Origin of the sequence: Xenorhabdus innexi, assembly GCF_002632485.1 — a bacterium.
GTDB classification, from domain to species: Bacteria; Pseudomonadota; Gammaproteobacteria; order Enterobacterales; family Enterobacteriaceae; genus Xenorhabdus; species Xenorhabdus innexi.
The window spans coordinates 1-12,451 of record NZ_NIBU01000079.1; the positions used below are offsets into that span (position 1 = coordinate 1).

General features: G+C 38.6%; 15 protein-coding genes and 1 pseudogene. 9 read left to right on the forward strand and 7 right to left on the reverse strand.

The genetic code is table 11. The annotated features are described in order from the left end of the window. The 7 genes and pseudogenes from Xinn_RS18155 to Xinn_RS18180 all read left to right on the forward strand — a co-directional run. Positions 1–94 (forward strand): annotated as a pseudogene (locus Xinn_RS18155) (IS5/IS1182 family transposase); the annotation flags it as partial. A 40-nt stretch (positions 95–134) separates the two neighbouring features. After that, the gene (gene flgA, locus Xinn_RS18160) at positions 135–824 is read left to right on the forward strand and encodes a flagellar basal body P-ring formation chaperone FlgA (RefSeq protein ID WP_086956295.1); all 690 of its coding nucleotides are present in this window, start codon (positions 135–137) and stop codon (positions 822–824) included. A 164-nt stretch (positions 825–988) separates the two neighbouring features. Beyond that, a complete protein-coding gene (gene flgM / locus Xinn_RS18165) occupies positions 989–1,273 on the forward strand; it encodes a flagellar biosynthesis anti-sigma factor FlgM (RefSeq protein WP_086956294.1) in 285 nt (94 codons plus the stop codon). A 2-nt stretch (positions 1,274–1,275) separates the two neighbouring features. After that, positions 1,276–1,413: a hypothetical protein gene (locus Xinn_RS23565; RefSeq protein WP_143706548.1), complete on the forward strand. Its 138-nt coding sequence runs from the start codon at positions 1,276–1,278 to the stop codon at positions 1,411–1,413. Further along, a complete protein-coding gene (locus tag Xinn_RS18170; RefSeq protein WP_086956293.1) occupies positions 1,388–1,828 on the forward strand; it encodes a flagella synthesis protein FlgN in 441 nt (146 codons plus the stop codon). The genes Xinn_RS23565 and Xinn_RS18170 overlap by 26 nt, the downstream gene beginning before the upstream one ends. A 631-nt stretch (positions 1,829–2,459) precedes the next feature. Next, on the forward strand, positions 2,460–3,491 hold the full coding sequence (locus Xinn_RS18175; RefSeq protein WP_086956292.1) for a zinc metalloprotease: 1,032 nt from the start codon (positions 2,460–2,462) through the stop codon (positions 3,489–3,491). A gap of 23 nt (positions 3,492–3,514) precedes the next feature. Then, positions 3,515–4,534 carry a zinc metalloprotease gene (locus Xinn_RS18180; protein ID WP_086956291.1) on the forward strand — a complete coding sequence of 340 codons (1,020 nt, stop codon included), beginning with the start codon at positions 3,515–3,517 and terminating at the stop codon, positions 4,532–4,534. Between the two features lie 298 nt (positions 4,535–4,832). On the opposite strand, the gene Xinn_RS18185 is transcribed toward Xinn_RS18180, so the two are convergent. Continuing rightward, complete coding sequence (locus Xinn_RS18185; RefSeq protein WP_086956290.1) at positions 4,833–5,273, reverse strand: DUF2335 domain-containing protein; 441 nt, start codon at positions 5,271–5,273, stop codon at positions 4,833–4,835. 99 nt (positions 5,274–5,372) lie between these two features. Beyond that, positions 5,373–5,567: a Cro/CI family transcriptional regulator gene (locus tag Xinn_RS18190; RefSeq protein ID WP_086956636.1), complete on the reverse strand. Its 195-nt coding sequence runs from the start codon at positions 5,565–5,567 to the stop codon at positions 5,373–5,375. A gap of 99 nt (positions 5,568–5,666) precedes the next feature. Between Xinn_RS18190 and Xinn_RS18195 the strand changes: the two genes are divergently transcribed. Continuing rightward, complete coding sequence (locus Xinn_RS18195) at positions 5,667–6,380, forward strand: LexA family protein (protein ID WP_086956635.1); 714 nt, start codon at positions 5,667–5,669, stop codon at positions 6,378–6,380. Between the two features lie 115 nt (positions 6,381–6,495). Here the strand turns inward: Xinn_RS18195 and Xinn_RS18200 are convergent, their stop codons facing one another. The 3 genes from Xinn_RS18200 to atoD are packed head-to-tail and all read right to left on the reverse strand — an operon-like array spanning position 6,496 to position 9,144. Further along, on the reverse strand, positions 6,496–7,821 hold the full coding sequence (locus tag Xinn_RS18200) for a TIGR00366 family protein (RefSeq protein WP_086956289.1): 1,326 nt from the start codon (positions 7,819–7,821) through the stop codon (positions 6,496–6,498). Then, the gene (locus tag Xinn_RS18205; RefSeq protein WP_086956288.1) at positions 7,818–8,483 is read right to left on the reverse strand and encodes a 3-oxoacid CoA-transferase subunit B; all 666 of its coding nucleotides are present in this window, start codon (positions 8,481–8,483) and stop codon (positions 7,818–7,820) included. Before Xinn_RS18205 ends, Xinn_RS18200 begins: the two co-directional genes overlap by 4 nt. Before the next feature lie 10 nt (positions 8,484–8,493). Then, positions 8,494–9,144 (reverse strand): acetate CoA-transferase subunit alpha, encoded by a 651-nt coding sequence (gene atoD / locus Xinn_RS18210; RefSeq protein ID WP_086956287.1) that lies wholly within the window; start codon positions 9,142–9,144, stop codon positions 8,494–8,496. Positions 9,145–9,974: 830 nt separating this feature from the next. On the opposite strand from atoD, the gene Xinn_RS18215 reads away from it, so the two are divergent. Next, on the forward strand, positions 9,975–10,568 hold the full coding sequence (locus Xinn_RS18215; protein ID WP_086956286.1) for a lytic polysaccharide monooxygenase: 594 nt from the start codon (positions 9,975–9,977) through the stop codon (positions 10,566–10,568). A gap of 12 nt (positions 10,569–10,580) precedes the next feature. Here the strand turns inward: Xinn_RS18215 and Xinn_RS18220 are convergent, their stop codons facing one another. Together Xinn_RS18220 and Xinn_RS18225 are read right to left on the reverse strand one after the other, a co-directional pair. Continuing rightward, a complete protein-coding gene (locus Xinn_RS18220; protein WP_086956285.1) occupies positions 10,581–11,042 on the reverse strand; it encodes a lysozyme in 462 nt (153 codons plus the stop codon). 695 nt (positions 11,043–11,737) lie between these two features. After that, positions 11,738–12,196 (reverse strand): hypothetical protein, encoded by a 459-nt coding sequence (locus tag Xinn_RS18225; protein WP_143706547.1) that lies wholly within the window; start codon positions 12,194–12,196, stop codon positions 11,738–11,740. Positions 12,197–12,451: the final 255 nt, after the last annotated feature.

Here is a 12,451-nt window from a genome sequence, read left to right on the forward strand (position 1 = left end):
GTGGAAGAACTGCGAGGGAGATTTGAATACCAGTCTCCAGTTCGTCAATCTGGCATTCCTTGTCTTACTGCTGCGCAGAAAAAATACTGAATAGCCTCTTAGAGATGTCAGGTAAGAGAGGTTAAGGTGATGACATGCCTGTATTAAAATTTATCGGTTTCCTTACCTTTTTCCTTAATCTGTTTTTGGGTTGCTCTCTGGCGTGGGGCGGTTCTTTGACAAAAAACAGTCAGTTGCCTCTCTTAATAAATGATTATTTCAGGCAAATTCATCACGGTACGAACTATAAAGTTTCCGTTGAAATCAAAACACCGGAACAACAATGGCCGACATGTGAATCGCCTGACATACATCCACCGATGGGCAATAAAAACTGGGGCAATATTTCTCTTCCGGTTAATTGTGGTCAACAGCGTCGTTTTATGCAGATTTACGTCAGTGTTACCGGCCCGTATCTGGTCTCAAACCGGGCTATTCAGCGCAATTCGGTACTGACGGAAAAAGATTTTCAGAGCAGGACAGGCAACTTGGACAAACTGCCAAATGACATCATTCATAACCACAAGGTAATAAAAAATGGGATTGCCATCCGCAATATCCCTGCCGGACAATTCATTACACGCAATATGATCCGGCGTCCGTGGGTGATTAAGGCCGGACAAAATGTCATCGTTATCGTAGATGGGCAAAACTTCCGGGTGCGTTATGAAGGAAAAGCAATTAACAATGCCGCAAGTTTTGATAATATCCGTATCCGTTTGGTTTCCGGGCAGGTTATTACCGGAGAAGCGCAGGAAAATGGCAGTGTAAAAATGATGTTATAAGTGTCTAAAGTTTTATTGCTTTCAGCCGATATAACCATCAGACCATGATTAATACCTAATGGATTTCAAGGCAACTTGAAAGACGGAGGGTATACAGGCATGCCAGCGGTATATCGCCTGCTACCTAAGATAAATAAATAATGCCTGAATAAAGGATTACGATTATGAGTATTGAACGCACTCAACCTCTACTGGCTATTGCGGCTTTACAACAACGCAATTCCAATGACGGTGCCCAGAGCACTCGCAGAACTGTGGCTGTTGCAGAAAAAAGCGCCGATACGCAGGTTAAACTGAGCGAGGCACAGAAAAAACTGGTTCAGCCAAGTAGTCAAGACATTAATATCCAGAAAGTACAACAGCTGAAAGAAGCCATAGCAAAGGGAACCCTGACTATGGACAGCGGCAAAATTGCTGATGCATTGATCAGAGAAGCCCTTGAAAACTGATTATGCCCTTCGTCTTTCAAGCTGCCTTGAAATCCATTGGGTATACCTTCGAGGGTTGGTTAAAACAGCAGTTGTTTAAAACACATAAACCAGCAAAAATCATAAAGGCCATAAATGGAAGAACTTCAACTCTTACTTGAGCAGCAAAGCGCACATTTAAATTCGCTTTCGATAACGATGGCAGAAGAACAACGTATCCTGAGCGAAGGCTTTATTGAAGCGAATCATTTACATCGCGTGACAGAGCAAAAAACTTTTTCGCTCTCGGCACTTGATCATGCGGAGCGAAAACGCCAGCAACTAAATGAAACGCTGAAAGTAAATGCACCCTATGCTGATCATGACATACTGGCGGTGTTGTGGGATCAAATCAGTCTGACGGTTGAACGTATCCGTGATTTAAATGCGCATAATGGATTTTTGCTGGAACAGCATATTGAACAGAATAGTCAGGCAATTGCTTTTCTGAAAAGCCATCACAGCCCTTCTTTTTACGGTGCTGATGGTCAGGCTCACCGTAGTTCTGCATTATCGGGCCACAAGATCAGTGTTTGATTTTTAAATCTGCTTTTAATGTGATATGTACAGACCTCTTAATAAATCTTTAGTGATAAGAGGTCTGTTTATGTTCAATTTATAATTGATTAGTGTCTCCACTTTCCCCTTCCCACCACATTTTGAAATTCATCGAGTTAACTCAATAAGTAGTTAATTAATAATTTAATATCATCTCACCTCAATGAAAAAATTGATAATAATAAAAAATACCAATTTAAACACTTATCATTATTAACATTAAAATAAAATTAACATCTTTTTTTTGCAAAAAAAAATAACAAAAATGCCAACCCACACTATAATTAAATTACAACAGTAACGCTATAAAACCTCGGTATAAGTTATTTTTATTTCTTCAAAAAAATCAACATTACCAACATCTACTTAATGCAAAAACAACCTGGATGGTAGGAGTCAATATTTATTATTTTTTATATAGTTAATATTAAACTAGGTCACTATGAAAACTAAAATCATTCTTACTATCCTTATTGCTATGTCAATGAGTAATTATTCCTGTTCCGTAGGATTTGGCGTAAATCATGGGTAGATATGCATATAATTTTATTTCCGCCTACGTTTACATAAGAAAATAATAGTTCCTACCACTATAAAAACGGGGGCTAATATGAGGTATATTTCATTAGTTTTATTATTGGCAATATTCTGTGCTTATGGCTATGACCCAGCTTCTTCCTCAAATCCGAATAGGCACGTTTGTTCTATAGCTATTGGTAATGCAATCTATAGTCCAGCTCATTTTTTTAATAATAACTTGAGATATAGAATAGATGAAAATATAGGATCAGTTACAGTTGCTATTCATAATAGTGATGGAACAACAAGAAATATTGCTATTGATGTTGCACCATTAGTGAGAAATGCGGCGAACATGTGGAATCAGAGGTTAGCAGCAAGAGATAGCCCCACTCGTCTAACAGAAGCACCTCAAGGCTCACCTAGTGAATCTAACTTTCGGGTCTCCAGAGCAAATGGTGCACAACAGAATAGCTTGGATGAGAGTAATCATCGAAGATGGGATTTCGCTGAAACAACTTTAGTTTTGCCACCTGAAATAATGCAGCGTTATTCAAACCCAATTTTTAACCAATCTGGAATGGTTCTAACAAATACATTCCGTTTTTCCAGAGAAACTTTCGATACAATCAGAGGGGCTATAAGTGAATATTATACAGAGAACCAAGTTGCCAAAATATTAGTATATCAGACTATAGCTCATGAATTTGGCCATGCTTTAGGTTTAACTCATCCAGACGCACTTGCGCATGAAGATATAATTAATGGCGGAAAAGAAACAGAATATCAAATAGATAGTGGGGATCCAAGTAATTTTCTTGCTATAGCAATTACAGCTGAGCTTGAGCGAGGACAATTAAATGCCAGAGTGCCATTAATGACAAGTAACGATACCTATTTTTTACGACTCCGTAACCAGTTAGGTAGACGATTAAACTATGAAGATATTGAGCCATCACAACTGGAATTAAGTGCCATAGATATGGAGAATGCGTGTAGTAGTCCTCCTTCATACCAATACAAAAGCAATGCGGTGTCATCGGATACCTGTAAAGAAAAACCTAATATATTTTATCCTAAAGCACAGGCACTGATACCTCTTTATCAAATACAATTATTCTAAACTGAAAAATAGCGGGGTCTCATATGAAATATTCTTTATTGTTTTTATTGTTAATAACATATCACGTTTTTGCAGTTAATAATTATGATCCTACTGCTCGCTATAAGCGGAACAGGCATGTTTATTCTGCGGTTTTTAATAACCAAATTTATAGTCCTGTTCGATTTTTCAATAATCGTTTGAGATATAGGATAGATGAACATATAGGACAGGTGACAATCAATATTGGAGAAAGAACGCTGACAGTCGATACTGCACCATTAATACGCGATGCGGCTGATATGTGGAATCAACAGTTAGCATCAATTCAGTCCCCAATTCAGCTTGTTGAAATTCCTCAGAATCCACCGGCGGAAGTTGATTTTTGGATAACCAGAGCAAATGATGAACAAGAAAATTTACTAGTTCCATCGCCAGGTGATTCAAGGATAAATTTTTATGCTCGGACAACTCCCGTTTTACCTGATGAAATGCGCAATCATTATGCAAGTGAGCATTTTTCTAATCCAGGAATAGTTATAGCAAATACATTCTATACCACTGAAAAAGATTTCAACACATTTAAAAACATGCTATTAGCCAAATATTCAGAGCAGAAAATCGCTGATATATTCGTTTATTTCATTATAGCTCATGAATTTGGTCATGCTTTAGGCTTGGCCCATCCAATGCTTGAGGATTCTAATTATATTGAAACTCGTGGAGTGCCAATAAATACAGATAGGGGAGATTTACTGAGCCTAGCAATTACAGCGCAGCTTTCTCTGGGAGAAGATGATGCCAGAGTACCTATAATGACACAAAATCCAATGTACTTTTTATATTTATATGATCAGCGGAAGAGCGAGAGAATAAGTTCTGACGACATTGGACCATCACAACTGGAATTAAGCGCCATAGAAATGGAGAATGCTTGTGGTAGCCGCTCCTCATCCAAATATAAAAGCAATTCGGTGTCATCGGATACCTGTAAAGAAAAGCCTGATATATTCTATCCTGTTGCCCTAAAATTATTACCAATCTATCAAATAGCAATGTTTTAATAGAAACACTGGTTTGGTGCTATTCTTTAAAAAATATGCTGAGATATTCCGTAATATTTATTACCATATGAAAGAGGATATGAATTGAAGAAAATCAAGTTGACCAATAAAAGTTTTATCCTGTCTTACTCTGTACTATTAATGAATTATTCTTGCACCGCTCGGCATATCAGCGGTGCAAATATCATTTTCGTATATATAAACAATCATATATAAACCACGCTAATCATCTATTTTTCATCTTAACAGTAAAAAACAATTATCTGATCATCAGAACAAGTTAAACCTGAATGACCGCTCATTTACTACCTGATTTTCTTCCTATAACAAATACAGCGGCCAACCCAATCAGATCAATGGTAATTAACGTTCCTGCAAATACCATCTCCCCTCTGAATGCAAAAAACGTTGCAATAATTAAGATAAACATCGCGATGGAAAAACCCATCCACTGCCCTCTCCTGTCTTTTTTTATCATGCCATCAAGTGCCAATCTATTATTATCGTATTGAAATTCTAGCTCTTTCTCTCTGAATAAGAGTATTCTTTCTGTACTCCCAGAAAGTATGGATTCGTAATCTCTTAATACATCAGGTGGAGGAAGAGGTGCGAGGCAGCCCGAATCAGCCTGATCTTTCAAATTATTTTTATTATTCAAAATTTCCTGATAATCATTTACGGGCATAATATCAAAAATACTCCCCATCGCGCTAAGATAACAACAAATATAATTTGCCATGCTTTCTCCGAAATAATATACACAAAACTGATGAGAATAAAATCAACTGACTCATTAAAAGGAATCAATAAATAACATTGCTTAAATTCATTATTTCCATCACTCCGATTGTTTCTGACTGGGGAATGGCCTGTACTCCTCAGCTTTATAACTACCATCCTCCTGACGAATCAAAAATATTTTTCGTCCGGCACGTAATGCCTTGCTAATCGCCGTTTGATGCACTCCAACCAGACTTGCTGCTTTCGCCTGACCGTTTTGTTTTACATATTCTGATAATGAGATCTTTTCCATATATTCCTCCTGCATTTCCTGAATAATATCCAAAGTATTAAATATTTCAATATTTTTAGTATTTAACATTTCAATAGCATTGGTATTAAAATGAGTTTTATGAAAAAGAAACTCACAACAGAACAACTTGCAGATGCCAGACGCTTGAAGGCCATATACGAGTCAAAGAAAAAACAGCTTGGCATCTCTCAGGAAAAATTTGCGGACGAACTTGGCAAGAGTCAGGGGGCAATTTCACACTATCTCAATGGCATCAATGCGCTTAATTTGGAGATAGCGGCTGATTTTGCCAATAAATTAGGGATCAGAATCACAGATTTCAGCTCCTCATTAGACAGGCAGGCAAAGAAGCTATTAACCGCCGTTTATGGCAAGAATACAACTTTGGCTGAGGAAGCTGATACCAGCAGACAATATCCGTTACTCAACTGGGCAGACGCCGGAAACTGGTGTGAAGAACCATTATCACCATACCATAGCCAGAATGATACACAGCAGTACGATAGCACTGTTAAATGTTCAAACCGGGCTTTTTGGCTGGAAGTAAAAAATGATTCCATGACTTCACCAAGTGGGATCAGTATTCCGCAGGGAATGATCATTTTAGTAGACCCAGAAATACGACCTCTCGCTAATAAATTAGTCATTGCAAAACTTGAGGGAGAAGAGCAGTTAACTTTCAAACAATTAATTATAGAAGGGTATGATTCCTATCTTAAGCCACTGAATTCCCAATACAGTATGATCCCTCTCACTGATAAAGTTCATATTCTGGGTGTTGTCGTGGAAGCCAGAGTAGCGCAATTACCGTAACGCAATCCATTAAAAAAAGCGCAATATCCTCTAAAACAACCGCCCCGCTCTTGTATGAACAAGCTACAAAGTTGCTTTGAGCGGGGGAAAGTAGCGTTAGATCAACGTTTATGTGTTAATAAAACAAAGTCAGTCCGATGATAAAAATCAGGCCGGAGAAAAGGAGTGCTGTAATGCAGTAACCCATAATGTCACGCACTCCCAAACCGGCAATAGCCAGAGCCGGTAAGGCCCAGAATGGTTGCGCCATGTTCATCCATTGTTCACCATAAGCAATAGCCATAACTGATTTACCTAAATCTGCCCCCAGAGCTTCAGCCGCAGACATGACAAACGGTCCCTGAATGACCCAATGACCACCGCCAGACGGCACTGCAAAGTTAATCAGTGCAGAACTGAAGAATGTCATAATCGGGAATGTGTCTTTATTGGCAACGTTGATAAAAAATTCAGTGATAAGTCCCCCCAGACCCGAACCTTCCATCATCAATTGAATACCGGCATAGAAAGGAAACTGCACCAGAATACCCGCAGTGCTTTTCGCCGCTGCACTCACCGCACGCATATACGCCATCGGCGTTTTATGCAGTAGTAAACCCGTCAGCAGGAAAATCATGTTGACAGTGTTAATAGTAATATTGAATCCATTACTGAGGAAATATATGCCAAGGTAGGTAAATCCCAGAACTCCAATCAGCCCCGCGATAATACGGCTTTCCTCCATTCGTTCCGATAACGGGGCATTTTCTGGCAATTTTTTCTGGTAATCCGGCTCTTCTTCCAGCAGTACCGGGTTAATTATCACAATATCTTCTTTCTTTGGCATCATCATACGGGTGATAAATGGCATAACAATAATAAGACTGAAAGTAATAAAAATATTGTAATGGGTAAAAATGGTCTGGCTGATTGGGATCAGGCCTGCGATATGCTCTACCGGATTACCGGGAGTCGCTGCCAGCAGCGGCATTGAGCCGGAAAAGCCACCACCCCATGTCAGGAAACCGATATAAGCACAAGCAATTAACAGCGGGTAATCAGAGCCGGGTATCCTGCGGGCTACCTCACGGGCAAACATCGCGCCGACAACTAAGCCGAACCCCCAGTTAATGACACAGGCTACAGAACCCAAAAAAGTCACCAACATGACTCCCTGAGCAGGCGTTTTTGCCAGTGAAGCTGTAAGCCTCAAGAGGCGCTTAACCGCTCTGGAACTTGCCAGTGCATGACCAGTAACTATAATCAGCGCCATCTGCATTCCGAAAGCAAGCAGATTCCAGAAACCATTCCCCCACATTCTGACCAGATCCACTGATGTGCTGGAGGTCAACGATAGCGCGATGATAAAAGTAAGTATGGTGAGGAGCATGGCAAAGATGAGAGGATCAGGCAGATAGCGGCTGACAACTCGAGTCATTATACGCGAAATGCGGCCTATCATAGGCTATCTCCAGCTACATCAGAAAGCATTACTTTCACGTCAGGAGAGATGATAAACTCAGCCTCAGTTTTCGCCTTAATGGTGGCAATGCCTACACCCGGCGCATATTCAAGCAGTATCATCTGATTGTTTTCAAACCGGAATACTGCCAGTTCGGTGATCAGCGTATTAACTGCATTCACTGCGGTCAGAGGCATTGTACAGTTACGCAAAATTTTGGCAGAACCATCTTTTGCACAATGTTCCATGGCAATAATCACTTTACGGGCACCAGTGACCAAATCCATCGCACCGCCCATACCTGACACCATTTTCCCCGGTATCATCCAATTAGCCAGATTCGCATTCTGGTCAACCTGTAAGCCACCCAGCACACTGACATCAACATGACCACCACGGATCAGAGCAAAAGAGAAAGCACTATCAAACATAGATGCTCCCGGCAGCACACCACAAGGTTGCCCACCTGCGTTCACCAAATCTTTATCCGGCTGTGTGACAGGCCCCAAACCGAGAAAACCATTTTCAGACTGTAGGGTGATATGTACTCCTTCAGGCAAATAGTTCACAACCTGAGTCGGCAGACCAATACCGAGATTAACGATATCCCCATCACACAATTCAAGAGCTACACGGCGGGCGATAAGTTCTTTAGCATTCATAGATTTCCCTTTATTCAGCAATGAGATAATCAATAATGGCACCCGGCGTAACAATGTGATCCGGATCGAGAGAGCCGACAGAAACAATTTCATCCGGTTCAGCAAGGGTGATATCTGCGGCCAGAGCAATAAGTGGGTTAAAATTACGGGCGCTGAGATGGTAAGTCAGATTACCGAAGGTATCGGCTTTATGAGCCTGAATCAGTGCCAAATCAGCATATAACGGGAGTTCCAGAAGATATTCACGACCATTAATCACTTTTTTCTCTTTTCCTTCTTCCACCACAGTTCCCACACCTGTTGGGGTCAGAAAACCACCCAAGCCCGCACCAGCGCAACGGATCTGCTCTGCCAGCGTTCCCTGTGGTATCAGTTGCACTTCCATTTCACCGGAAATCAGGCGGCGACCAGCTTCTGGATTAGTTCCGATATGAGAAGCAATGACTTTTTTTACCCGGCCACTAACAATCAATGGCCCCAGCCCGGTATCAATGAATGCAGTATCATTAGTAATGATGGTTAAATCTTTTACCTTCGTTTCGAATAAAGCTGTAATTAAGCGGGGTGGTGTACCAACTCCCATAAATCCACCGACCATAATGGTCATTCCATCGTGGAAAAATCCTTTTGCCTGACCAATTGTTATTTGTTTATTTTTCATAAATGACTTTTCATAATAGTGAGAGTCTTTTCAAATGGTAAATCCTTATCCCGCACGTCGTACAGGATAGGGATTACCGCTATCATTTTGAAACGTTATTTATTACTTTCTTTAATAAGAAAAATCGCTTCAACCATGAAATGGCAAAGTGAATGAAAAAATATTAAATTTTAATTTTTTTACCGACAATAAAATAGTTAAGGTAATAAGGCTTATTAGATTTATATGAATTAATGGTGGTTAATTTACTATTAGATAATAAATTTTAAACACAGAAAAAATTATTTCACGAAAAAGAAAATTCACTACTGGAGCAAGAGGTTTACATTAATGATGTTTATTTCAACATTGAAAATAGAACTTAAATGCACCACATCTGTGACCGGAGAAGGAAACAAAACATATATCACTTAAAAATCAATAAATTAAACCCATAACAATCAACATTATCATTACAGAAACTTATACATATTGAATGTAACTTTATAAAAAATGAGAATTATTTATTATCTGTTTATTGTATGCTGACTTCCTATAACATATATTACTATCAAAGTATATTTTCACACACCCTCATTTGCTTCTTCTTCATTTTTCACCCTCCTTTTTCTTGGGAGGGTTCTTTGTTATATATACCACCACTTTTCAGGTTATCTTACTTTTTATTATACCACTATTATAAATTAAGTATTTATAACTTAATGATTTTGTTATAAACATTCATAGTGATTACTGTATGAAGCTCATTCACTTTATAACAGTAGATTAATTATAACGCATTAGTAAATTTACTATTTTTACAGTCAAGTACGGAAAATAGGAATTTTATCATGAATATTAAAAAGTCATTATTGTTAGTGGGATTGACAGCCTTATGCTCCATACCACTATCTGCTAATGCTGAATCTCAGAATCGCCACGGTTATATAGAAAACCCGCCAAGTAGAGCGCTCTTGTGTAAAAAAGGTATCAATAAAAATTGTGGGCCTGTCATGTATGAACCCCAATCTGTTGAAGGCCCAAAAGGATTCCCTCAATCAGGGCCGCCTGATGGTAAAATAGCCAGCGCAGGTGTCGGACAATTCAAGCAACTCGATGAGCAAAGCGAAAATCGCTGGCATCATGTCCCGATCAATAAAGGACAAAATACATTTAAATGGTATTTAACTGCCCGGCACAGCACCACATCATGGCAATTTTTTATCACTAAACCTGACTGGGACCCTAATAAACCTCTTACTCGTGCACAATTTGATCTTACCCCTTTCTGTTCACAAGAAGATCATGGAAAACGGCCACCACAGGTAGTTAATATCAACTGTGAGGTTCCTGAACGCTCAGGCTATCACGTGATCCTTGGTGTCTGGACAATTGCTGATACACCCAATGCTTTCTATCAGGTCATTGATACAGATATAAAATAGTTATCTGAAAAATTAATTATGTGCTGGTACAGATCCAGCACATGATAAAAACATTTTTTGTTCGGATTTTCTACGAGCAAGTAAAGCAGGTAATTCGTGGCCGTTGCCCTGATCCCATCTCAAAAATTCCTGCGCAGCACCTTGGTAATCTCCTTCATTCAATTTCTTCAATAACGTTGAATGAGTAAAATTACCGATGCCGACGTTAAAAATAAATGAGCATAACGCATCGAATTGCCCCTGTGTTAAAGCCACCTTAACAACTTGTTGTAATACTGAATATATGGGAGTTAAGTCTTCAAGTAAAAATGCTTCTGCTTGCTGTCTGGTAATCACCTGCCCCGGGGCAACACCTTTTGTATGCCCATAACCGATTGTCCAAGGCTCTGCACCCGTCGCAGGGTCTGGGTAGGCTTTCAGCCTCAGGCCTTCATAACGTTTTATTGCGTTGATACCATTTTCACTGATCTCCATAAACGCCCTCCAATAATAGTTCAACTTACTGTCAGGTTAAGACTCGCTCTTTATGGATAAAGTATAGACAGATTAAAAAATCACACCCATTTGTCACAATCCAGCACAACGCAAATAATGGTTAATCAATAGGTTACGATTATGAAACTCACCAATTAAAACTGTAATTTCAATTAGTTACATCAAGTTATAAAAATATTTTAAATTTTAAAAAAATATTTTAATAAATACCTTGACTCTTTTCTGTTTGTGCATAAAATGCCAATCAGAATTTAGATTTTCGTGAAGTAAATCACAATTTATAATCTCTGAAAGGAAACCATCATGAAATCTGTAAAATCTTTCTTCTCCAATGTACACGGTGTTGTTATTCGTCTGTCAACAAAACGTTTTATGTAAAAAACTATGCCAATGCTGAGAAATTAAGCCGGTTAAAATAAAAAACTGGCTTCTTATTCATTCAATTATGAAAATAATCTGAATGAACTCACTGATTATCTAAGCGTATTAGTCGTAATGTGAACTATTGCATCAGGTTGAAACCGTATGATTCAGCTGAATGGATATAAGAAATGGGCAGTAGTAGCCTGAGAAATTACGTGGTGAGTTATAATAGTTAATGATAGAAGTCTATTAACAATATAGACTAACGGAACCAAAACCCTGATGCTTTTTAGGCTAAACTTTATTTAGTGTTACTCCGTTTTTTTGACACAGTATTCTAAAGAAAGAATATAAGCCCCTTTTATATTAGGGATGTTTATTTTAGAAATAAAAAATTCATTTTTACCCGGCCTAAAATATCCCAATCCATAGCCATCCCCACCATATATTAATGTATTTTCACCTATCTCTAAGAGTTCTTGTTTATTTAATATGCCAAATTTAGTTATAGGGGTTAATTTAGGGCTGACAAATACCTCAGGTCTTATTTCATGAATAATAAAACTTGTATTTTTATAAGAAACTCTGGCTGTATCCAGATTAGCAGGAAAAAAATACATTCCACCACTCTTGATCGTAGCATCATTCAATTCTTTATTTATTTTGCATAAATACTCACCATCATAAGATGATTTTGCCTCCGCGTTATTGTATATAACTGTAACTATTCCTACTACCATAACAATCACAACTAACCGTATTCCCATCATAGGCTCCTGACAATCTTCTTAATGGTATACACTCGTCGTCTTTCAAGTTACTTCGTTTGTTTGCCATGCTTCTGATTATTATAGTTATGAAAGCATCATAGACAGGATCTTAAGAATTAAGCCTTTCAAAACACGCATCCAATGTTTTGTTTTTACATGATTTTCTTTGTGGTGTTTTGAACGCGTTCTGGCATAAATATTCTTGTGCTTTTTCCAGCCAAAAATACGTTTCCGACCACGCCTTTTGGAGCAGGT

Excerpts from the sequence above, each read along its gene's own strand:
- atoD (WP_086956287.1), bottom strand. The coding sequence starts at position 9,144 with ATGAAAAATAAACAAATAACAATTGGTCAGGCAAAAGGATTTTTCCAC.
- Xinn_RS18170 (WP_086956293.1), top strand. The coding sequence starts at position 1,388 with ATGGAAGAACTTCAACTCTTACTTGAGCAGCAAAGCGCACATTTAAAT.
- Xinn_RS18205 (WP_086956288.1), bottom strand. The coding sequence starts at position 8,483 with ATGAATGCTAAAGAACTTATCGCCCGCCGTGTAGCTCTTGAATTGTGT.
- Xinn_RS18220 (WP_086956285.1), bottom strand. The coding sequence starts at position 11,042 with ATGGAGATCAGTGAAAATGGTATCAACGCAATAAAACGTTATGAAGGC.
- Xinn_RS18175 (WP_086956292.1), top strand. The coding sequence starts at position 2,460 with ATGAGGTATATTTCATTAGTTTTATTATTGGCAATATTCTGTGCTTAT.
- Xinn_RS18225 (WP_143706547.1), bottom strand. The coding sequence starts at position 12,196 with ATGATGGGAATACGGTTAGTTGTGATTGTTATGGTAGTAGGAATAGTT.
- Xinn_RS18185 (WP_086956290.1), bottom strand. The coding sequence starts at position 5,273 with ATGGCAAATTATATTTGTTGTTATCTTAGCGCGATGGGGAGTATTTTT.
- flgM (WP_086956294.1), top strand. The coding sequence starts at position 989 with ATGAGTATTGAACGCACTCAACCTCTACTGGCTATTGCGGCTTTACAA.
- Xinn_RS18215 (WP_086956286.1), top strand. The coding sequence starts at position 9,975 with ATGAATATTAAAAAGTCATTATTGTTAGTGGGATTGACAGCCTTATGC.
- Xinn_RS18180 (WP_086956291.1), top strand. The coding sequence starts at position 3,515 with ATGAAATATTCTTTATTGTTTTTATTGTTAATAACATATCACGTTTTT.
- Xinn_RS18190 (WP_086956636.1), bottom strand. The coding sequence starts at position 5,567 with ATGGAAAAGATCTCATTATCAGAATATGTAAAACAAAACGGTCAGGCG.
- Xinn_RS18195 (WP_086956635.1), top strand. The coding sequence starts at position 5,667 with ATGAAAAAGAAACTCACAACAGAACAACTTGCAGATGCCAGACGCTTG.
- flgA (WP_086956295.1), top strand. The coding sequence starts at position 135 with ATGCCTGTATTAAAATTTATCGGTTTCCTTACCTTTTTCCTTAATCTG.
- Xinn_RS23565 (WP_143706548.1), top strand. The coding sequence starts at position 1,276 with ATGCCCTTCGTCTTTCAAGCTGCCTTGAAATCCATTGGGTATACCTTC.
- Xinn_RS18200 (WP_086956289.1), bottom strand. The coding sequence starts at position 7,821 with ATGATAGGCCGCATTTCGCGTATAATGACTCGAGTTGTCAGCCGCTAT.